Origin of the sequence: Thioalkalivibrio sp. ALJ16, assembly GCF_000377345.1 — a bacterium.
Taxonomy (GTDB): domain Bacteria; phylum Pseudomonadota; class Gammaproteobacteria; order Ectothiorhodospirales; family Ectothiorhodospiraceae; genus Thioalkalivibrio.
Genome location: NZ_KB898038.1, coordinates 110,239 through 130,463 on the forward strand (window position 1 = coordinate 110,239; position 20,225 = coordinate 130,463).

Genomic DNA, 20,225 nt, shown 5'->3' on the forward strand with positions numbered 1-20,225 from the left:
CGAAACCAGTACCGTCAGGGCGAGGCCCGGCATGACCGTCAGCTGGAACCGCATCCCGCAGGTGGAGCACGCCGCCGAGACCACGCTGGAGCGGCGCGGCCGGGCCCTGCCCGAGGTTCCGCGGCCGCTGCTCGCCCACGGCCTCGGGCGCAGCTATGGCGATGTCTGCCTGAACCCGGGGGCCTCGCTGCTGCACACCCCGGGGCTGGATCGCTTCGTCGCCTTCGATCCGGCGACCGGCATCCTCCGCGCCGAGGCCGGGCTTTCGCTGGATGCCCTGCTGCGCTTCGCGGTGCCGCGCGGCTGGTTCCCGCCGGTGGTGCCCGGCACCCGCTTCGTCACGCTGGGCGGGGCCGTGGCCAACGACGTGCACGGCAAGAATCATCACCAGGCGGGAAGCTTCGGCGATCACGTGCTCGCGCTGACCCTGCGCCGTTCCGATGGCCAGCTGCTGGAAATCACCCCGCAGGGGCACCCCGAGTGGTTCGCGGCCACCGTCGGCGGCCTGGGCCTGACCGGCCTGATCGAGACCGTGACCCTGCAGCTGGCGCCGGTCCGCAGCGCCTGGATGCGCGCCTGGTCAGAGCGCTTCGACAGTCTCGACGAGTTCTGGGAACTGAACGCCCGCGGCGAGCGCGAGTGGCCGTACACGGTGGCCTGGATCGACTGCCTGAATCCGGGCCGCGACGGCCGCGTGGGGCGCGGCATCTACAGCGCCGCCCGCCACGCCACCACGGCCCCGCGCAAGGCAGCCTGGCGCGAGCCACGCCGCAGCATCCCGCTGGACCCGCCGGTATCTCTGGTCAACCGGTTCACCCTGCGCGCCTTCAACCACCTCTATTACCGCCAGCCGGTGCATGCAACCCCGCGCGCGGTCCATCACCAGCCGTGGCTGTTTCCGCTGGACGCGATTCGGCACTGGAACCGCATCTACGGGCACCAGGGCTTCTACCAGTACCAGTGCGTCCTGCCCCCCCATGCCGCACAGGACGGCGTGCAGGCCCTGCTGGATACGATCGCCGCCAGCGGCCAGGGCTCGTTTCTCGCGGTCCTGAAGACCTTCGGGGCGCGCGCCGCCCCGGGCATGCTGTCGTTTCCCCGCCCCGGGGCCACGCTCGCACTGGACTTCCCGAAGAAGGGCCAGGCCACCGAGCGCCTGTTTGCGCGCCTGGACGCGATCGTGCAGGAGGCCGGTGGCGCCCTGTACCCGGCCAAGGACGCGCGCATGCCCGCCACGATGTTTCGCACGGGGTTTCCCTGCTGGGAGGCGTTCGCCGATTATGTCGACCCCGAATTCTCCTCCGGCTTCTGGCGCAGGGTGACCGCATGACCCCATCAAAAAACCCGATGCAGCGCATCGTCCTCTTTGGTGCCACTTCGGCAATCGCAAGCGCCGTAGCCCGCGAGCTGGCCACGCCCGAGGCACGGCTGTTCTGCGTGGCCCGCGACGGCGACGCCCTGGAGGCCCTGCTGGCCGATCTCCGGGTGCGCGCCGACGACACCGACAGTACCCGCATCCAGGGCACCACCGCCGACCTCGCCGATATCGACGCCCAGGCGGCCGTATGGCAGCAGGCACAACAGGCCCTGGGCCAGGTGGATGGCGTGCTGCTCGCCTGGGGTACCCTGCCGGACCAGGCCGCCTGCGAGGCCTCGGTCGAGGCCACGCTGGACGCCATCCACGTCAACGGCACCAGCGCGATCGCCCTGCTCGCGCGGATCGCCCCGGACTTCGAGCGCCAGGGCCGCGGCGTGATCGCCGCGATCGGCTCGGTTGCGGGGGACCGCGGGCGCCAGAGCAACTACGCCTACGGCACCGCCAAGGGCATGCTCGCGACCTATCTCCAGGGGCTGCGCAACCGCCTGTTCTTCCACGGTGTGGACGTGGTGACCATCAAGCCCGGCTTCGTGCGCACCCCGATGACCGCGGGCTTCAACCGCGCCGGTGCGTTGTGGGCTGAACCCGAAGCCGTGGCCTCCGGCATCGTGAAGGCCATGCGGCGCGGGCGCGAGGTCGCGTACCTGCCATGGATCTGGCGAGTGATCATGACTGTGATCCGGCTGCTCCCCGAATACCTGTTCAAGCGCCTGAAACTCTGATGCACCACTCCGCACCACTGCCTGTCGCGCTGTTCGACTTCGACGGCACCCTGAGCCGTCGCGACAGCCTGTTTCCGTTCCTGCGCTTTGTTCTGGGTACGCCCGCGTTCGCCGCGCGGCTGCCTGGCTGCCTGCCGCCGTTGCTGGGCATGGCGGCCGGGCGACTGTCCCGCCAGGCCGCCAAGGAACAGGTGCTGACCCGCATGCTCGGCCGGCATGCCCTGGCCGACCTGGAGGCGCAGGCGCAGGCCTACGCGGCCGGGCCGCTGGACCGCCTGCTGCGCCCGGCCGGCATGCAGCAGCTGCACTGGCACCAGGCGCGCGGCGACACCTGCGTGCTGGTCTCCGCCTCGCCGGAGCTGTACCTGCGGCCCTGGGCGCGCCGCCACGGCATCGACCACGTGATCGGCTCGCGCCTGGCGGTGGATGCCGAGAGCCTCGTGACGGGTCGGCTCGTCGGCGCGAACTGCCAGGGTGCGGCCAAGCCGCCGGCCATCGCCGCCTGGTGCGAGCAGCTGAGCCCGCAAGTCCGCGTGGAGTACGTCGCCGCCTACGGCGACACCGCCGGCGACCGCCCCATGCTGGCCCTGGCGCGCGAGGGCTACCTGTGGCGCTCCGGCGCCTTCCAGCGGGTGTTCCCCGCCGCGGAGTCCGACGCATGAACAACCATCCCCCATCGCAGCAGGCCCCATCGCAGCAAGCCGCATGGCAGGACGCGCCCTGGCTGGCGCGTCATTACGGCGCGGTGCTGCTGGCCGTCGTGCTGGTCAAGCTGGCAATGGCCTGGACGCTCCCGATCACCGGCGACGAGGCCTATTTCCTGATCTGGGGGCAGCACCCGGATCTGGGCTACTACGACCACCCGCCGATGGTGGGCTGGTGGCTGAGCCTGATCCTGCCGCTGTCCGAACACCCGCTGGCGATCCGCGCGCCGGGCATCCTCGTGTCCATGGCGCCGGCCCTGGCGATCCTGCTGCTGTGGCGGCGCGAAGACCCGGTACGGGCGCGGCTGGCATCACTGATCGCCCTGTTCATGCCGCTGTTCTTCATCGCGGTACTGACCGCCACCGACACCCCGCTGATCCTGTTCAGCCTGCTCGCCACCGGACTGCTCTGGCAGGCCCTGCGTACCGGGGCCGCGCACTGGTTCCTGCTCGGCGGCCTGGCCCTGGGGCTGGCATTCCTGTCCAAGTACTTCGCGGTCCTCCTGGGGATCGCGTTCGGGCTGCATATCCTGCTGTTCGCGCGCCAGCACTGGCGCGGGTTGCTCCTGGTCATCCTCGGCGTACTGCCGGCCGTGGCCGTCAACCTGTACTGGAACTGGGGCAACTGCTGGTACAACGTGATGTTCAACATCGTGAACCGGCATGGCGACGGCGGCTTCGACCCCGGCAACTGGCTGACCTACGCGCTACTGCTGATCTACCTGTTCACACCCTGGCTGCTGTGGTTCTACGCCCGCCAGTGGCGCGCGCTGGGCGCGGGCATCCGCCGCCACCGCCTCGCGGTGTTCCTCTCTGCCGGCCTGATCCCGCTGCTGGTGTTCGCCCTGCTGGCCCCGTTCAAGAGCATCGGGCTGCACTGGCTGGCCGCCTTCGCCCCGTTCCTGCTGCTGCCGGCACTGTTCCTGGGCGTGCGCGCGCTGGCCATCAGCGCCTGGCTCTCCGGCGGGCTGGCGCTCGTGCACGCCACCGTCCTGCTGACCATCGCGCTGATGCCGGTGGAATGGCTGGAGCGCCACGACCGCTACCCGGACGCAGTGTTCTACCTGGCCCCCCAGGCGCTGGCCGAGGTAGTGAACGCGTACGACCCCGACTGGCCGGTCTTCACCCGCAGCTATTCGCGCTCGGCGGTGCTCGCCTACTACGCCGGGCGCGAGGTCGGGGTGTTCGGGCCCGGCTCGCATTACGGCCGCCAGGACGACCTGCTGACCGACTTCCGCGCGCTGGACGGCGCCAACCTGCTGTACGTCCCGGTCCGCGGCGAACTGGATCCGGCCCACGTGGAGCCCTTCTTCGAGGAGGTCCGGGTGCGCACAGTGGAGGTGCGCGGGATCGAGTGGTCGCTCGCGGAGGGCCACGGCTTCGACTACGCCGCCTATCACGAGCAGGTGCTGCAGCCAGTACTTGCACGCTACTACGACTTCCCGGCCTGGCTGCCGGAGGGGCGCTGCGCCTTCACCGACCGCTACGCGAACAGAGAATAAAGCCCTGCATTGACCGGGGAATACACCCCCCGGATACTGTTGGCCGTGAGCCATCGACTTCATCCAGGGAGGGGCGGGCGATGATCGCTGCCGGAGCGGCGATCCCTGCCCGCCAGCGTCCACCGCGCGCATGGGCCCGGTGGCCCAGCGTGCTCGCTATGGCCGTTCTGCTGCTGCCGCTGTTGCTGGCCGGCTGCGGTGGTTCCCAGGAACCCCCGCTGCGGGTCGCCACCATCGAGTGGATCGGCTACCAGCCCCTCCACCTGGCCGCCTCCGAGGGCAGGCTTCCCAGCGACGAGATTCGCCTCGCCCGCTTCGGCTCGAACGTGGAGTCGCTGCGCGCCTTTCGCAACGGCAATGTCGACGCCGCCGCCCTGACCCTCGACGAGGCGCTGCTACTGCGCGCCGACGGCCACGATATCCGCATCATCCTGCTGCTGGACTACTCGCATGGTGGCGACACCATCCTGGCGCAGCCCGGCATCACCCGCATGGCGGATCTCGAGGGCCGCCGCATCGGGGTCGAGAATGACGCCGCCACCGCCTACCTGCTCGCCCGCGGCCTGGAGCACGGCGGCCTCGACCGCGAGAGCGTGGATATTGTTCGCGTGGATGCCGGGCGCCACGAGGAGGCCTTCCGCGGCGGGGAAGTCGACGCCCTGGCGACCTTCGAACCGACCCGCACCCGGCTGCTGAATGCCGGTGCCGAGGAGCTGTTCGACAGCACCCGGATCCCGGGCGAGATTATCGATGTCCTGGTGGTCCAGCGCCAAGCGCTCGACGACCACCCGAGACACCTCCGGCAGCTTGTGGATGCCTGGTTCGGCGCACTCGAGTATCTGGATGCCGAGCCGGAACCCGCCAAGGCCACCATGGCCCGGTACAGCGACCTCAGCGTGGCGGAACTGGAAGGTGCGCTGGCCGGGGTCCGCTTCCCGTCGCGGGCGGAAAACTGCGCAGCCCTGGCCGACGACGGCGCATCCCTGCGCGCCAGCAGCGAGCGCCTGGCCACCCTGATGCAGCAGCAGGGACTGCTGCAACGCGAGGTGGCGCTGGAACGACTCTTCGATGACCGCATCCTGCAGGCGGCGGGCTGCCCGCCATCGGAAGACGGCTGATGTGGCAGGGTCTGTTCCGCTATCCGATCAACACCACGCTGCCGCTTTTCCTGCTGGTGGTAGCGCTCATTCTCGGCACCCTGTATGCCCTGACACTGGTCCATAACCAGCAGCGCAGCATCCTCGAGAACGCCGAACGCGAACTGGCGACCGAGATCAGCCGCATGCAGCGCATCGTCCAGAACCATCTGGAGGACAACGGTACGCAGGCCATCCAGGACGAGATCGCGGCGCTCAATGTCGATATCCGGGTTCGCCTGGCCGGGGTCGTCGATGAACGCGAGCGCTACCTCGCCGCCCTGAACCGCGGCAAGCGCGAACGCCCGCTCGCGGAGACCCTGGACGCCGAACCCATGGCCGCGCTCGCCGACCCGCTGCGCACACTGCTGGCCGACACCCACGACCGCCGCGCCGCCAAGGTACGCCATGTCACGGCCGAGAACACCCTGATCGCAGCAGCACCGCTGCAGTTCACCGGCCCCGTGGTCGACCTGGGGCGCAGCCCCTCGGGCGCAGTCATCCTCGCCTGGGACCTGTCATTACCCTTTCGGCAGGCACGCACTGCGGCTCTGAATTCGGCGCTGCTGCTCGCGCCGGTCCTGATCGCGGCGCTCGCGGCGCTATGGTGGCTGATCTACCAGGCACTGGGGCGGCGCCTGAGCCGCCTGAGCCGGACCGCGGAGCAGATTGCCAGCGGCGAACACCACCAGCGTGCCGGGATCACCGGGCGCGACGAGATTGGCCGCCTGGCACACGCCTTCGACCGCATGGCAGATGGCCTGGTGCGGGAACAGGCGCGCCTACGCGAGAGCGAGCAGCGGCTGTATCTGGCCCAGGCGTTCTCCGGGGTCGGCACCTGGGAATGGGATATCGCCAGCGGCGACGTGGTCTGGACCCGTCCGACCTACCAGCTCTTCGACCTGCCGGAGGACACCACCGAGGTCACCTTCGAGCATTACCTGGAGCGGGTCCATCCCGGCGACCGCGCAAGGGTCCAGGCCGCGGTGGAACAGTCCCTCGAGCAGGGTACCGCCTACAGCATCGAGCACCGCGTGGTCACGCGGGACGGCGACGAACGCTGGCTGCTCGGCAGTGGCGACGTGCTGCGCGACGCGGACGGCCAACCCCGGCGCATGTACGGCATCGTGCAGGACATCACCGCCACCAAGCGCGCCGAGGCGGCCCTGTTCCGCGAGAAGGAATACGCCCAGGTAACCCTGGCCTCCATCGGCGACGGCGTGATCACCACCGATACCCAGGGCCGGGTCACGTTCCTGAACCCGATCGCGGAATACCTGACCGGCTGGACCACCGACAACGCCGCCGGCGAACCACTGACCCGGGTGTTCAACATCCTCAACGAGATTACCCGCAAGCCGGCGGTCAACCCGGTCGAGCGCTGCCTCAAGGAAGGCCGCATCGTCGGGCTGGCCAACCACACCATGCTGCTGCGCCGGGACGGGCAGGAGTTCGCGATCGAGGACTCGGCCGCACCGATCCGCGATCGTGACGGCGAGATCGTGGGTGTGGTGCTGGTGTTCCATGACGTGACCCGGGCGCGCGAGCTGGCCAACCAGCTCAGCTGGCAGGCCACCCACGATGCCCTGACCGGGCTGCCCAACCGCCACGCCTTCGAGCAGCGCCTGGAACAGCTGGCGCGCTACCCCGAAAGCCAGAAGGGGCACGAAAACCATACCCTGCTGTACATCGACCTCGACCAGTTCAAGGTGGTGAACGATGTCGCCGGCCACGTCGCCGGGGATCAGATGATCCGCCAGGTCGGTGAACTGATGCTGGACCAGGTGCGCGAGACCGACCTGCTGGCCCGCCTTGGCGGAGACGAGTTCGGCATCATCCTCACGCACTGCGATATCGCCCACGCCGAACGCATCGCCAACGCCATTCATACGGTCCTCGACGAACTGCGCTTCGCCTGGGAAGACCGCGTGTTCCGCATCAGCGCATCCATCGGCATCCTCGAGTTTCAGCCCGGCGAGCGCAACATGAACCAGCTGCTGGCCGATGCCGACATCGCGGTCTACGCGGCGAAGAACGCCGGCCGCCGGCGCTCGCATATCTTCCGCCCGGAAGATCAGGACCTGCAGCAGCACCGACGCGAGATGGACTGGGCCACGCAGATCTCCGACGCCGTCGAACAGGGCCGTCTGGTGCTGTTTGCCCAGAAAATCCATCCGCTGGCCGAGCCCGACTCCGACGCCCCGCCCGCGGGACTCTCCTTCGAGGTGCTCGTACGCTTGCGCAGCCAGGATGACGAGCTGATCCCCCCCGGGGTCTTCCTGCCGGCCGCCGAACGCTTCGACCTGATTACCATCGTCGACCGCTGGATCATCACCCGGGCCTTCTCCATGGTGGCTGACCATATCCGCGTGCATGGCCCGGCGAGCATCGAGCACTGCGCGGTCAACCTCTCCGGCGCGACCCTGAGTGACGAGACCCTGCTGCCATTTATCCGCAACCAGCTGAGCCTGCACCAGCTACCGGGCGAGATCTTCTGCTTCGAGGTCACCGAGACCGCGGCGATCTCCAACCTGCAGGCGGCAATGCGCTTTATCCGCGAGCTGCGCGGCATGGGCTGCCGTTTCGCGCTGGACGACTTTGGCTCCGGGCTGTCGTCGTTCGCCTATCTGAAGACCCTGCCGGTGGACTACCTGAAGATCGACGGCAGCTTCGTGCGCAACATCGCCACCGACCCGGTCAATGACGCCCTGGTCGGCAACATCAACGATATCGGCCACCTGCTCGACAAGAAGACGATCGCCGAGTTTGCGGAGGACGAATCGACCATCGCCCGCCTGCGCGAGCTGAAGGTGGACTTTGCCCAGGGCTACGGGCTGCACCGCCCGCAGCCCCTGGAGGAGCTGTTCGCATTGCACAACCCACCGCGCTGACATCGAGGGCTGCGAGACGCTTCTTGAGCCCCTGCACGGGGAACATGCATCAGCCAGCACGGTCTCTATTGTCCCCGGCCACGGTTGCCACCGAGGGCCGCCATTGGCCATTCTGTACGGCTGAATACAAGTTCCGGAGCACACCGAATGACGATCCGTCCCCTGCGCGCAGGCCTGATCCCGGCCCTGTTTCTTCTCCTGCCCGGCCTGGCGCCGGCGCAGCAGGCCGACCCGCAGATGCAGCAACAAATGCAGCAGCAGGAGCCGGAGACCACGGTCTACCAGGACTGGGAGGTGGCGTGCATCGCCACGCCACAAGGCGAGCGCTGCCGGATGCAGCAGACGCTGGAGATCCAGGACGAACAGGCACAGGGCCTGTTCCTGCAGGCGACCGTGCGCCGCGAGGGCGACCAGCACATCATCGAGATCCTGGTGCCGCTGGGCGTAGACCTGCGCCCCGGAATCCGCATGCAGGTGGACGATGCGGGCGAAGAGATGGACGCGGGCTATGTGACCTGCGTGCAGCAGGGCTGCGTCGCCGGGCGCGAACTGAACAGCCAGCAGATGAGCGCGCTGCGCGGCGGGCGCGCCCTGACAGTGGCCTTCCGCGCCCTGCACCAGGAACAACCCTTCGTCTTTGACGTGTCCCTGATGGGCTTCACCAACGCCAGCAACCAGCTGCAATAACCGACGACGCCATCAAGAACCCACACGACGATCACGCGATGGCGCGCGCCTCGGTCCCGTCCAATGCCGGCCGCAGATTTGCGGGCCGCGGTCGGTCGCGGGCACGACGGGCACTGGCAACCGCCGCGGCCGCCACACTGCTCTGGTGGATCCTGGCCGGCAGCGCCGCCCTGCTGGAACCCCTGGCCCTGCTTGCAATCGTCCTGGCCGCTGTCGCGAGCCTGCTGCTGCCGGCCGGACGGCCGCTGCCGCTGCGACCCGTCGCGCTTCCGGGCCTGCTGGGGTTCTTCCTGCGCAGCTCGTTCCTCGGTGGGCTGGACGTCGCGCGCCGCGCCCTGGACCCGCACCTGCCGATCCGGCCGGACTTCCTGACCTACCGCACGGAACTGGCCCACGGCCCGCCCCTGACCCTGTTCATGGCGGTCGTCAGTCTGCTGCCCGGCACACTCAGCGTACGCCTGGAGGGGCGCCTGCTGACCCTGCATGTGCTGGACCGGGACGCCGATACACGGGCGGCACTGATCGCCCTGGAACAACGAATCCGCAAGGCATTCCACGACCCGCGTGACCGCCAAGCCAGTGACGACGGAGCCGCTCCATGAGCCTCTTCTACATGGCCGCCGCCCTGTTCCTGCTCGGCACCATACTGCTCGGGCTGGTCCGTGTGCTGCGCGGCCCGGGTTCCGGCGACCGCATGCTGGCCGCACAACTGTTCGGCACCACCGGGGTCACGATCCTCCTGCTGCTGTCGCTGGCACTGGAGGAATCCGCCCTGGTAGACGTGGCACTGGTCTTCGCCCTGCTGGCCGTCGTGGCCGCGGTGGCCTTCGTCCGCCAGCACGGCCTGCCGGAACCACCGGATACCCCGATCCACCGCCAGCCGCCGGACACCCCCGGCCCCGAGAGGCCCCACGATGATCGCTAATGCACTGACCGTGATCCTGATCTTCGCCGGACTGGTGTTCTTCGCGGCCGGCACCGCCGGGCTGCTGCGTTTTCCCGATGTCTATTCGCGCCTGCACGCCCTGACCAAGGCCGACAACGTCGGGCTCGGGCTGGTGATACTCGGACTGATGTTCCAGGCCGGCGGCCCGGCGGATATCCTGAAGCTGCTGCTGATCTGGGTGCTGGTACTGGCGGCGGGGACCACGGCCGCGCACATGGTCGCGCAGCGCACCTGGACCCACGGGGAGTTCGAGTCGGACCGATGAACGTCCTGCTGGTCCTCTTCGATCTGGTCCTGCTGGCCGGCATCGTCGGGGTGGCCTGGCGCTGCCTGGCGAGCACCGACCTGTTCCGGGCCGTGGTGCTGTTCATCACCTTCGGGCTGCTGCTTGCGCTGGCCTGGGTGCGGCTGGAGGCGCCGGACATCGCGCTGGCCGAGGCGGCCATCGGCGCAGGCATCACCGGCGCTCTGCTGCTGGTGACGCTGGAGCGCCTGCGCAGCATCATGGCAGAGCGCCGCAGCGGGCGGCGGCACACGCCACCGCCCGACCCCACCGGGCCCCATGCCCTGCTGCGCGCCCTGCATGACCCGCCGCCCGAACGCCGGACCTTCCTGCCCGCGCTGACCTTTGCCCTGGTGGTCGGCGGCCTGCTGGTAACCGCGCTGTGGCACCAGCCGCAGTCCGTCGGGCTGGAGCCGGTGGTAGACGCGCACATGGACATCTCCGGGGTCGATCATCCGATCACCGCGGTGCTGCTGAACTTCCGCGCGTACGACACTTTCCTGGAGTTGGCGATCGTGCTGATCGCGCTGCTGGGCGCGTGGTCTCTGGGGCGGCACGACCTGATCCCGGCCCGCCCGGCCCCGGGCCCGATCCTGCCCGGTACCCTGCGGCTTCTGGTACCGGTCGCGGTCGTCACCGGGGTGTACGTGCTGTGGGCCGGAAGCCACGCCCCCGGCGGGGCCTTCCAGGCCGGGGCGATCCTCGGGGCGGCCGGCATCCTGCTGGTGCTGGCCCGACCGCGGCAGCTACCCATGGCCCCGGGGACACCGCTGCGCCTGGGGATCACTGCGGGTGTTGTGCTGTTCCTGCTGGTGGGGACCTATGGGCTTGTCGCCGGGCACGGCTTTCTCGGCTACGCCGACGCGTGGGCCTATCCGCTCATCATCCTGATCGAGGTGGCGGCGACGCTGTCCATTGCCCTGACGCTGGTGGCCCTGTTCGTGGCCGGTCGTCCGGCCGGAGACGACACATGAACGGGCTGGCGGAGACGGTCGCGCACACCCTGGCCCCGGGCCTGCTGTATCCCACCGGAGGTGCGATCCTGTTCGCCCTGGGCCTGTACGGGCTGATCCGCCGCCACCACCTGGTACTGCGCATCCTGGCCCTGAACATCATGGGCTCGGGCGTATTCATGGTGCTGCTGGGCGTCGCCGCCCGCGGCGAGGGAGCGCCGGACCCGGTGGCGCAGGCCCTGACGCTGACGGGTATCGTGGTGGCAGTCAGCGCGACCGCCTTCGCCCTGGCCCTGGTGGTGCACCTGACCCGCCTGACCGGCCACGCGGTAATGCTGCCCGGCCCGCCGGACGATGACGCCCCGGTGGAAGATATCTCGCGCGAGGCGCATCACGCCGACGGCGGTCCGGCCGAATCGTCCGCTGGCGAGGACCGGTCGGCGTGATCCCGGCGAATGCCGAATGGCTCCCGGCGGGGAGCGCCGGACTGGTCGCGCTGTCATTGGGGGTGGCCGTACTGGCAACGGCGTGGCCGCGCCAGGCCCACCGGATCGGCCTGCTGGGAGCACTCGCCGTGACGGCCTGGGTGCTCGGACTGAGTGCGCTGTTCCTGCACGCCGGGCCGGACCCGAACACCGCCGCGACGCGCATCGCACTGGGTGGCTGGGAAGCCCCGCTGGGGCTCATGCTGCAGCTGGACGGGCTGTCCATGACCCTGCTGGTGCTCACCGCGGTGGTGGCCCTGGCCACCAGCCTCTACAGCCTCGGCTACGTGCACGACCGCATCGAGCGCCGCCAGTTCTGGCCCCTGTGGCTGTGGCTGTGGGCCGGGCTTAACATGCTGTTTCTCTCCGGCGATGCCTTCAACCTGTACATCACCCTGGAGGTGGTGTCGCTCGCGGCGGTCGCCCTGGTGGCCTTCACCGGTACGGCCGCCGCGGTCTCCGGCGCGGTGCGCTACCTGCTGGTCAACATCCTCGGCTCGCTCAGCTTCCTGATGGGCGTGGTCCTGCTTTTCGGGGAACATGGGGTACTCGACCTGGTGCTGCTGGAGGCCCGTACCGAAGCGGGCCCGACGGAGCGTATGGCGGCGGTGCTGATGACCGCGGGCCTGATGCTCAAGGCCGCCCTGTTCCCGCTGCATGTCTGGCTGGCCCCGGCCCATGGCTCGGCCCCGGCACCGGTCAGCGCGGTCCTCTCCGGGCTGGTGGTCACGGGGTCGTTCTACCTGATCCTGCGGCTGTGGATGGGGGTGTTTGCCCCGCTGACGACCCCGGCCTTCGGCATCCTGGTCGGCCTGCTCGGGGTGGGGGCGCTGATCTGGGGCTCGCTGCAGGCGCTGCGCGCGGGGCGGCTCAAATCCATCGTGGCCTATTCCACGGTGGCCCAGTTCGGCTATCTGCTGGTCGCCTTCCCCTTGATGCTGGTGGACCCGGGCGCCTGGCGGGTCGTGGTGTTCTTCGCGGTGGTCCATGCCCTGGCCAAGGCCTCGGTGTTCCTGGCCGCGGGCACGCTGCAGCACGCTGCCGGGCATGACCGCCTGGCCGAGCTGGGCGCGGTACTGCGGGCCCGGCCACGCACGGTATTCGCCCTGGGCCTGGCCGGGGTCAGCTTGATGGGACTGCCGTTCAGCGGTGGCTTCATCGCCAAGTACCTGCTGCTGGAGGCCGGCCTGGGCACGGTCCTGGCCGGCAGCCTGATCGGCGTGCTGTGGGTGCTCGCGATCGCCGGCGGCGGGCTGCTGGCGGCGGCCTACGTGCTGCGCATGGTGGCCTCGGCGTTTCACCGCGGCCGCCGCGACGTGGGCGAGGCGGTGTCGCCGTGGATGGACTGGGTTCCGCTGGGCCTGGCCACGGTCGCGGCGCTGGCCGGGCTGGCCGGCACCCTCACCCTGAACACGCTGGCCCTGACCCCGGGGGCCCCGTGATGGACGGTGGCTGGCTGCTGCTCGCGATCCTGTTCAGCTCGCTGGGACCGGGCATCGCGATCTTCTTCCTGCCCGAGCATCGCCAGGGACTGCGTACGGCGCTGAACCTGGGCGGCGCCGGCACCAAGCTGGCGCTGGTCGGGGTGCTGCTGGCGGGCGTACTGCGAGGCGACGAATACCGCTTCAGCCTGCCGCTGATGCCCGGCATCGACCTGGTGCTCGCGGCCGATGCGCTGTCGCTCCTGTTCGCCAGCCTTTCGGCCGTGCTGTGGTTCGTGACCACGGTCTACGCCATCGGCTACCTCGAGGGTTCGCCGCGGCGCAGCCGCTTCTTCGGCTTCTTCTCGCTGTGCGTCAGCGCAACGGTGGGGATTGCCCTGTCCGGCAACCTGATCACCTTCCTGATCTTCTACGAGATCCTGACCCTGGCGACCTGGCCCCTGGTGGTCCACCGCGGCACGCCGGCGGCGCTGCGGGCCGGACGCCTCTATCTCGGCTATACCCTGACCAGCGGGCTGGTGCTGTTCACGGCCATCGTCTGGCTCACGCTGCTGGCCGGGGCCGAGGGCTTTACCCCGGGCGGCTACCTTGAAGGCCTCGCGGAGACCCACGCGGTCACGCTGCAAGTCCTGTTCGTGCTGCTGATGGTCGGCTTCGGGGTCAAGGCCGCGCTGGTGCCGCTGCACTCCTGGCTGCCCATCGCCATGGTCGCGCCGGCTCCAGTCAGCGCGCTGCTGCACGCGGTGGCGGTGGTCAAGGCCGGGGCCTTCGGCATCATCCGCGTGGTCAACGATGTCTATGGCGCGGAACTGGCGATCGAGCTGGGCCTGACGGCCGGGCTGCTGGTGATCGCCGCGGTCACTATCATCTATGGCTCCATTCAGGCCCTGCGCACCGACGACCTGAAGCAACGCCTGGCATTCTCCACCGTGAGCCAGGTCTCCTACATCATCCTGGGCGTCGCGCTGGCCGGACCCCTGGGGGTCATCGGCGGGCTGGTGCATCTGGTACACCAGGGCATTACCAAGATCACGCTGTTCTTCTGCGCCGGCAATTTCGCCGAGACCCTGGGCATCCATCGCATCAGCGAGCTCGACGGCGTGGGCCGGCGCATGCCGCTGACCATGCTGGCGTTTACCGCGGGCGCGCTGGGCATGATCGGCCTGCCACCCCTGGCGGGTTTCGTAACCAAGTGGCACCTGGGGCTGGGGGCGCTGGAGGCCGGCATGCCCTGGATACTCGGGGTGCTGGTCCTGTCGAGCCTGCTGAACGCGGCCTACTTCCTGCCCCCGGTGATCCGGGGCTGGCTGGGCGAGCGCCGCGAGCCGTGGCATGAACCCCTGCAGGGCCATGCCGGCCCGACCCGCTTCGAGACCCACTGGATGCTGCTGTTCCCGGTGGTCTTCACCGCCGCGCTGGGGCTGCTGGTCGGGCTGTTTGCCGGGCTGGGGCTGAGCCCGCTGGGCTGGGTCAGCCTGATCGTCCAGCGTGACTATTCGCTGCCGGGGTTCGGGCTGTGAGCGGGGTCCTGTTGCTGGCCGTCCCGCTCGTGCCGCTGATGCTGGCGGTGTTCATCGGCCTGCGTCCGGGGCGGGCGCGACTGAACCGTCTGGTGCCCTGGGCGGCGCTCCCCGGCCTGGCGCTGGCCGCCCTCGCCCCGCCCGGGCTGGAGGCGACCTTCTCCAGCCTGCTGATGGGTACCCACCTGGCAGTCGACCCGACCGGCCGGGCCTTCCTGGGCCTGACCGCGGGCCTGTGGCTGGCCGCCGGGCTGTTCGCACTCTCCGATCGGCGCGACGATCCGCGGCGGCATCGCTTCTATGTGTTCTGGTTGCTGGCCCTGGCCGGCAACCTGGGCCTGATCCTGGCGCAGGACGCGATCGCCTTCTACCTGTTCTTTTCCCTGATGAGCCTTTCGGCCTACGGACTGGTGATCCATTCCGGTAAGCCGGAGGCCTGGCGGGCCGGCCGGATCTACCTGATCCTCGCGGTGATAGGTGAGGTCTTCCTGTTCGCGGGTCTGGTGCTGGCCGCCCATGCGGCGGGGCAGTCCAGCCTGGCGGCGGTGGCCGCGGCGCGCCCCGAGGGCTGGGCACAAGTCCTTCTGGTCCTGGGCCTCGGCATCAAGGCCGGCATGCTGCCACTGCATTTCTGGTTGCCGCTGGCCCACCCGGCCGCGCCGGTACCCGCGAGCGCCGTGCTGTCCGGGGCGATGATCAAGGCCGGCCTGCTCGGCTGGATGCGCCTGCTGCCAATCGACGCCGCCGGTCATGCCGCGCTGGGCGAGGCGCTGGTCCTGCTGGGCCTGGCAGCGGCCTTCCTCGGCGTCGCGGTCGGGGTCCTTCAGGTGCGGCCGAAGACGATCCTTGCCTACTCCAGCATCTCGCAGATGGGGCTGATGACCACGGGTATCGGCCTGGCCCTGCTCCTGCCCGAGGCGCGCGGCTGGCTGCTGGCAGCGGTCACGCTGTACGCCGTTCATCATGGCCTGGCCAAGGGGGCGTTGTTCCTGACCGCCGGCATGCAGCGTCAGTGGCCGGTTGCCCGCCCGGCGCGGGCCGCCTTTGCGCTGTTCACGCTGTTGCCGGCGCTGGCCCTGGCGGGCCTGCCCTTCACCAGTGGCGCGCTGGCCAAGAACGCGCTGAAGGAGCCGCTGGCGGCGGAGGCCCTGTCGGGCTGGCTGGCCCATACCGAGTGGCTGCTGACCCTCGCGGCGGCCGGCACCACGGTGCTGCTACTGCGCTTCCTGTGGCGCTGGCGGGCGGATCTCGAGACCGCGACCGACGGCCTCGACCGACCGCGCTGGTGGGCCTGGGGCGGCCTTTCGCTGATGGCACTCCTGCTCCCGCTCGCAACCTTGCTGGCCGGCCCCACGGCCCTGCCCCTGAGCGTCCATGACCTGTACGGCTCGTCCCTGCTGTGGCCGGTCATGCTGGGGCTGGGCCTCGCCCTTCTGGCCTGGCGCGGGGTCCGCGACCGCGAGACCCCGCGCGTGCCGGAGGGGGATCTGGCCGTACTGGCCGAGGCCGCCTGGGACAGCGTCCGCCGCACTCGACGCCGCCTGGCATTGCCGGGGCCCTGGCCACCCCGGATACCGGCCCGCATGCGTGCGCTGCGCCTGGGCGCGCGCCGTCGCCTGGAGGCCGCCGAGCGCATGTTGACCCGCTGGGAGACCATCGGGCTGCTGTTTTCCGCAGCGATGCTCGGGCTCTACCTGACGCTGCTCGCCGGATAAGGCCGCCCTCGAGCGAGGCACGAAAAAGGCCGGCCCGGGACTGCCCCGGGCCGGCCTTCAGGCGCCGTTCCTATTGCGGGCTGGAGCTCAGTTCTGATCGATGAAGTCCGCGGTGAAGTCGGCCACGTCGTCCGCGAAGAAGTCACGGAAGAAGTGCCCCGCGCCGTCCACGGTCATCAGGGTGATGTCACCGCTGTCCTTCACCGCCTCGACCTTCTCCGGCAGGTCCGGCACCACGTCGTCCTCGGAACCCGTGATCACCAGCGTCGGGATCTGCATCCCGCGGATCACCGTCGGGGTGTCGTTCCGGCGGGTCGGCTCGTAGTAGCCGAGGAAGGCACGCGGGGTCACGTCCAATTCCTGGCAGTGGAGGAAACGCACGTCCTCCATCAGGGTCTCTTCCTGGCCCATGCGCTGGAGTTCGCGGGCGCGATCCAGGAGCACCTGGAGCGGCACACCACTTTGTTCCTCGTACGCGCTTGCAGTCTCGTCCTCGTCAAAGGTGGACGCGGCCACCAGCACCAGGGCGCGGATGCCGTCCGGGTCATGCTCGGTCAGGTAGCGGGCCACCTGGTTGCCACCGCGCGAGTGGCCAAACAGGGTGACCGGACCATAGCCCTCGTCCTGCAGCCATTGATGCCACAGGCTCAACTCCTGCAGATGGTCATCGACGCCGTGACGCACCGGGGCATCGCATTCGAACATCCCCTCGCGCGCGTCGATGCCGTAGCTCAGATTGACGGACAGCGTATTCAGGCCATGGTCCGCCAGCAGATCCTGCACCGCGGCCATCACCTCCATGCGCCCGTGCGCCAGGGTGCCGTGCAGCATCAGGACCACCCCGTCGGAGGGACTCGCCCCCATGCCTTCCTTCATGTGGCCGATCAGGGTTCGGTCATCGTGTTCCAGCGTAACCTTCTCCGTCGCCATCACGTTCGAGGCCGCGACCAATCCGGCCACTGTCAGGGCAGCCGTGGCAATCCAGCGAGACATGGGAACCTCCTGTTGTCGAGTCGTCTGGAAATAGACTCGTTCGTGCTGGGAAAATTCCACTCCGGGTACGGGCCATGGCCTGACAGCGCGGGCGCGCCGGCGCATGATAAGCAGGTCCGGATCCACTGGGTGATAGATCTCCGGGAGACCCATGAGCGATCGCGACCCGTCACGCGACTGGCACGCCCTGAAGACCGATGAAGTGCTGCGGCGTCTGGAGACGGACGAGCACGGGCTTGCCTCGTCCGCAGCGGAACAGCGGCTTCAGGATGTCGGCCCCAACCGCCTGCCGGAGGCCGCACGCACCGGCCCGGTCCGGCGCTTCCTGCTGCAATTCCACAATGTGCTGATCTACGTGCTGATCGCGGCAGCCATCGCTACCGCGTTCCTCGGTCACTGGCTGGATACCGGCGTGATCCTCGGGGTGGTGTTGATCAACGCCATCATTGGCCACATCCAGGAGGGCAAGGCGGAGAAGGCCCTGGACGCGATCCGCCAGATGCTCTCGCCCCGCGCCCAGGCCCTGCGCGATGGCCAGCGGCGCAGCCTGCCGGCGGAGGCACTGGTACCGGGGGATATCGTCTACCTGCAGGCGGGCGACCGGGTACCGGCCGACCTGCGGCTGCTGGCCGCGCACAACATGCGCATCGACGAGGCCGCGCTGACCGGTGAATCGGTCGCCAGCGACAAACAGACCGAGCCGGTTGAGGGCGACTCCGACCTCGGCGATCGCCGCTCGATGGCCTATTCCGGCACGCTGGTGGCCTTTGGCCAGGGCCACGGGGTGGTAGTCGGCACCGGGGCCGATACCGAAATTGGCCGCATCTCCACCCTGATCAGCGAGATCGAGACCCTGACCACGCCGCTGCTGCGCCAGATCGCCCAGTTCGGCCGCTGGCTGTCGGTGGCCATCGGCATCCTGGCGGCGGCGACCTTCGCCTTCGGCTACTGGGTGCGCGACTACGATCTGGTGGAGACCTTCCTCGCCGCGGCCAGCCTGGCGGTGGCAGCGATCCCCGAGGGCCTGCCGGCGATCATGACCATAACCCTGGCGATCGGGGTGCAGCGCATGGCCGCGCGCCACGCGATTATCCGCCGCCTGCCGGCGGTCGAGACCCTGGGCGCGGTCACCACCATCTGTTCGGACAAGACCGGCACCCTCACCCGCAACGAGATGACGGTGAAGAGCATCATCACCCCCGAGGCGGAATACGAACTCAGCGGAGTTGGCTACGAACCGGACGGCGACATTACCCGCGACAACCAGGTGGCAGACCCGGACAACGACCCCCACCTGGCCGAGATCCTGCGCGGCCTCCTGCTGTGCAACGACGCCGAGGTCTATCGCAAGGACGACCAGTGGACCATGGAGGGCGACCCGACCGAGGGCGCCCTGATCGTCGCGGCCATGAAGGGCGGGCTGGAACCGAAGGTGATCCGCGAGCGCTTTGTACGCGCCGACGTGATCCCCTTCGAGTCGTCCTACAAGTTCATGGCCACCCTGCACCACACCCCTGAAGGGCATGCCACCCTCTTCCTGAAGGGCGCACCGGAGCGCGTGCTGGCCCTTTGCAGCCACCAGCGCACCCGGGACGGGGAAGAACCGCTCGACACCGAGCACTGGCAAGAGTGGATGGATGGCGTCGCCGGGCGGGGACAGCGCCTGCTAGCGCTCGCCACCCGGCGCCTGGAGGGTCAGCGCAAAGAACTGCAGTTCTCCGATATCGAGGACGGCGGCCTCACCCTGGTCGCGGTGTGCGGGATCATCGACCCGCCGCGCGAAGAGGCTATCGAAGCAGTAGCCCACTGCCAGGAGGCCGGCATCCGGGTGAAGATGATCACCGGCGATCACGGCATCACCGCAAGGGCCATCGCCGACGAACTGGGCATCAACACCGCAGGCGGTGTCGTGGTCGGCCACGAACTGGACGACACCTCCGACGAAGACCTCAAGAAGCTCGTCCAGCGTGTTGACGTATTCGCCCGCACCACGCCGGAGCACAAGCTGCGGCTGGTGCGGGCGATTCAGAGCCACGGCGACGTGGTCGCGATGACCGGCGACGGTGTCAACGACACCCCCGCACTCAAACGCGCCGATGTCGGCGTGGCCATGGGAATGAAGGGCACCGAGGCCGCGCGCGAGGCCTCCGCAATGATCCTGGCGGACGACAACTTCGTGTCCATCGCCAATGCGGTAGAAGAGGGCCGAACGGTCTATGACAACCTGAAGAAGGCGATCATGTTCCTCCTGCCCAACAACGGAGGACTGGCCTTCACGATCGTCGCCGCGATTCTGCTGGGCCTGACCCTGCCGCTTACACCGGTTCAGGTGCTGTGGGTCAATATGGTCAGTGCCGTCACCCTCGGCCTGGCGCTGGCCTTCGAACCCACCGAACCCGGCACCATGCAACGTCCGCCACGCCCGCCCAACACCCCGATCCTGTCCGGTTTCCTGCTATGGCGGATCGGTTTCGTGTCCACCCTGCTGGTCGCGGGCGCCTTTGGCCATTTCCTGTGGCTGCAGCAGCAGGGGGTCGAGCTCGAATTCGCCCGCACCGTGGCCATCAACACCCTGGTCATGGGGCAGCTGTTCTTCATGCTGGCCAGCCGTTCCCTGCTGGCGCCTGCCCTCAGCCGTGCCAGCCTGGCCGCAAGCCGACCGGCCATAATCGCAATCGGGATCCTGATCGTGCTGCAGGGCCTGTTCACCTACGCCCCACCGCTGCAACTGCTGTTCGGCACCACCGCCATCGGGCCGGAGGAATGGCTGCGCATCCTCGCCTTCGGCCTGATCCTGTTCACACTGGTCGAACTCGAAAAGACACTACTGCGCCAGAGCGGTTTCAACCCCCACCAGTAGGGAGTCCC

The 20,225-nt window shown here is 69.1% G+C and carries 17 protein-coding genes; 16 read left to right on the forward strand and 1 reads right to left on the reverse strand.

Going from position 1 to position 20,225, the window contains the following annotated elements; genetic code table 11:
* The first annotated feature begins 31 nt into the window (after positions 1-31).
* From D000_RS0102590 to D000_RS0102660, 15 genes are all read left to right on the forward strand, one after another.
* Positions 32-1,330 (forward strand): FAD-binding oxidoreductase, encoded by a 1,299-nt coding sequence (locus tag D000_RS0102590; RefSeq protein ID WP_018871996.1) that lies wholly within the window; start codon positions 32-34, stop codon positions 1,328-1,330.
* Positions 1,331-1,347: 17 nt separating this feature from the next.
* Positions 1,348-2,100: an SDR family oxidoreductase gene (locus D000_RS0102595; protein ID WP_018871997.1), complete on the forward strand. Its 753-nt coding sequence runs from the start codon at positions 1,348-1,350 to the stop codon at positions 2,098-2,100.
* A complete protein-coding gene (locus D000_RS0102600) occupies positions 2,100-2,762 on the forward strand; it encodes an HAD family hydrolase (protein ID WP_018871998.1) in 663 nt (220 codons plus the stop codon). Before D000_RS0102595 ends, D000_RS0102600 begins: the two co-directional genes overlap by 1 nt.
* A complete protein-coding gene (locus tag D000_RS0102605) occupies positions 2,759-4,306 on the forward strand; it encodes a glycosyltransferase family 39 protein (RefSeq protein ID WP_018871999.1) in 1,548 nt (515 codons plus the stop codon). The genes D000_RS0102600 and D000_RS0102605 overlap by 4 nt, the downstream gene beginning before the upstream one ends.
* A gap of 158 nt (positions 4,307-4,464) precedes the next feature.
* Entirely contained in the window at positions 4,465-5,424 is a 960-nt protein-coding gene (locus D000_RS0102610; RefSeq protein WP_018872000.1) for an ABC transporter substrate-binding protein, read from the forward strand.
* Complete coding sequence (locus D000_RS0102615; RefSeq protein WP_018872001.1) at positions 5,424-8,333, forward strand: EAL domain-containing protein; 2,910 nt, start codon at positions 5,424-5,426, stop codon at positions 8,331-8,333. Before D000_RS0102610 ends, D000_RS0102615 begins: the two co-directional genes overlap by 1 nt.
* 147 nt (positions 8,334-8,480) lie before the next feature.
* Positions 8,481-9,020 (forward strand): invasion associated locus B family protein, encoded by a 540-nt coding sequence (locus tag D000_RS0102620; RefSeq protein ID WP_018872002.1) that lies wholly within the window; start codon positions 8,481-8,483, stop codon positions 9,018-9,020.
* Between the two features lie 38 nt (positions 9,021-9,058).
* Positions 9,059-9,622, forward strand: coding sequence for a Na+/H+ antiporter subunit E (locus D000_RS0102625; RefSeq protein WP_018872003.1), 564 nt, complete (start codon positions 9,059-9,061; stop codon positions 9,620-9,622).
* Positions 9,619-9,945, forward strand: a complete 327-nt coding sequence (locus D000_RS0102630) for a monovalent cation/H+ antiporter complex subunit F (RefSeq protein WP_018872004.1) — start codon at positions 9,619-9,621, stop codon at positions 9,943-9,945. Before D000_RS0102625 ends, D000_RS0102630 begins: the two co-directional genes overlap by 4 nt.
* Positions 9,935-10,231, forward strand: coding sequence for a monovalent cation/H(+) antiporter subunit G (locus D000_RS0102635; RefSeq protein WP_018872005.1), 297 nt, complete (start codon positions 9,935-9,937; stop codon positions 10,229-10,231). The genes D000_RS0102630 and D000_RS0102635 overlap by 11 nt, the downstream gene beginning before the upstream one ends.
* Positions 10,228-11,223, forward strand: a complete 996-nt coding sequence (locus tag D000_RS0102640; RefSeq protein ID WP_018872006.1) for a hydrogenase subunit MbhD domain-containing protein — start codon at positions 10,228-10,230, stop codon at positions 11,221-11,223. Before D000_RS0102635 ends, D000_RS0102640 begins: the two co-directional genes overlap by 4 nt.
* Positions 11,220-11,648, forward strand: a complete 429-nt coding sequence (locus tag D000_RS0102645) for an NADH-quinone oxidoreductase subunit K (protein WP_018872007.1) — start codon at positions 11,220-11,222, stop codon at positions 11,646-11,648. Before D000_RS0102640 ends, D000_RS0102645 begins: the two co-directional genes overlap by 4 nt.
* On the forward strand, positions 11,645-13,129 hold the full coding sequence (locus D000_RS0102650) for a complex I subunit 5 family protein (RefSeq protein ID WP_018872008.1): 1,485 nt from the start codon (positions 11,645-11,647) through the stop codon (positions 13,127-13,129). The genes D000_RS0102645 and D000_RS0102650 overlap by 4 nt, the downstream gene beginning before the upstream one ends.
* Positions 13,129-14,649 carry a complex I subunit 5 family protein gene (locus D000_RS0102655; protein ID WP_018872009.1) on the forward strand — a complete coding sequence of 507 codons (1,521 nt, stop codon included), beginning with the start codon at positions 13,129-13,131 and terminating at the stop codon, positions 14,647-14,649. Before D000_RS0102650 ends, D000_RS0102655 begins: the two co-directional genes overlap by 1 nt.
* The gene (locus D000_RS0102660; RefSeq protein WP_018872010.1) at positions 14,646-16,364 is read left to right on the forward strand and encodes a complex I subunit 5 family protein; all 1,719 of its coding nucleotides are present in this window, start codon (positions 14,646-14,648) and stop codon (positions 16,362-16,364) included. The genes D000_RS0102655 and D000_RS0102660 overlap by 4 nt, the downstream gene beginning before the upstream one ends.
* Positions 16,365-16,451: 87 nt before the next feature.
* Here D000_RS0102660 and D000_RS0102665 read toward each other — a convergent pair whose 3' ends face one another.
* Positions 16,452-17,357 (reverse strand): alpha/beta hydrolase, encoded by a 906-nt coding sequence (locus tag D000_RS0102665; protein WP_018872011.1) that lies wholly within the window; start codon positions 17,355-17,357, stop codon positions 16,452-16,454.
* 151 nt (positions 17,358-17,508) lie between these two features.
* Between D000_RS0102665 and D000_RS0102670 the strand changes: the two genes are divergently transcribed.
* Positions 17,509-20,217, forward strand: coding sequence for a cation-transporting P-type ATPase (locus D000_RS0102670; protein ID WP_018872012.1), 2,709 nt, complete (start codon positions 17,509-17,511; stop codon positions 20,215-20,217).
* Positions 20,218-20,225 lie beyond the last annotated feature (8 nt).

What these genes read in the sequence shown, in the direction of transcription:
- D000_RS0102670 (WP_018872012.1), top strand. Translation starts at nt 17,509, where the DNA reads ATGAGCGATCGCGACCCGTCACGCGACTGGCACGCCCTGAAGACCGAT.
- D000_RS0102605 (WP_018871999.1), top strand. Translation starts at nt 2,759, where the DNA reads ATGAACAACCATCCCCCATCGCAGCAGGCCCCATCGCAGCAAGCCGCA.
- D000_RS0102630 (WP_018872004.1), top strand. Translation starts at nt 9,619, where the DNA reads ATGAGCCTCTTCTACATGGCCGCCGCCCTGTTCCTGCTCGGCACCATA.
- D000_RS0102600 (WP_018871998.1), top strand. Translation starts at nt 2,100, where the DNA reads ATGCACCACTCCGCACCACTGCCTGTCGCGCTGTTCGACTTCGACGGC.
- D000_RS0102640 (WP_018872006.1), top strand. Translation starts at nt 10,228, where the DNA reads ATGAACGTCCTGCTGGTCCTCTTCGATCTGGTCCTGCTGGCCGGCATC.
- D000_RS0102625 (WP_018872003.1), top strand. Translation starts at nt 9,059, where the DNA reads ATGGCGCGCGCCTCGGTCCCGTCCAATGCCGGCCGCAGATTTGCGGGC.
- D000_RS0102615 (WP_018872001.1), top strand. Translation starts at nt 5,424, where the DNA reads ATGTGGCAGGGTCTGTTCCGCTATCCGATCAACACCACGCTGCCGCTT.
- D000_RS0102665 (WP_018872011.1), bottom strand. Translation starts at nt 17,357, where the DNA reads ATGTCTCGCTGGATTGCCACGGCTGCCCTGACAGTGGCCGGATTGGTC.
- D000_RS0102620 (WP_018872002.1), top strand. Translation starts at nt 8,481, where the DNA reads ATGACGATCCGTCCCCTGCGCGCAGGCCTGATCCCGGCCCTGTTTCTT.
- D000_RS0102590 (WP_018871996.1), top strand. Translation starts at nt 32, where the DNA reads ATGACCGTCAGCTGGAACCGCATCCCGCAGGTGGAGCACGCCGCCGAG.
- D000_RS0102655 (WP_018872009.1), top strand. Translation starts at nt 13,129, where the DNA reads ATGGACGGTGGCTGGCTGCTGCTCGCGATCCTGTTCAGCTCGCTGGGA.
- D000_RS0102595 (WP_018871997.1), top strand. Translation starts at nt 1,348, where the DNA reads ATGCAGCGCATCGTCCTCTTTGGTGCCACTTCGGCAATCGCAAGCGCC.
- D000_RS0102645 (WP_018872007.1), top strand. Translation starts at nt 11,220, where the DNA reads ATGAACGGGCTGGCGGAGACGGTCGCGCACACCCTGGCCCCGGGCCTG.
- D000_RS0102610 (WP_018872000.1), top strand. Translation starts at nt 4,465, where the DNA reads ATGGCCGTTCTGCTGCTGCCGCTGTTGCTGGCCGGCTGCGGTGGTTCC.
- D000_RS0102635 (WP_018872005.1), top strand. Translation starts at nt 9,935, where the DNA reads ATGATCGCTAATGCACTGACCGTGATCCTGATCTTCGCCGGACTGGTG.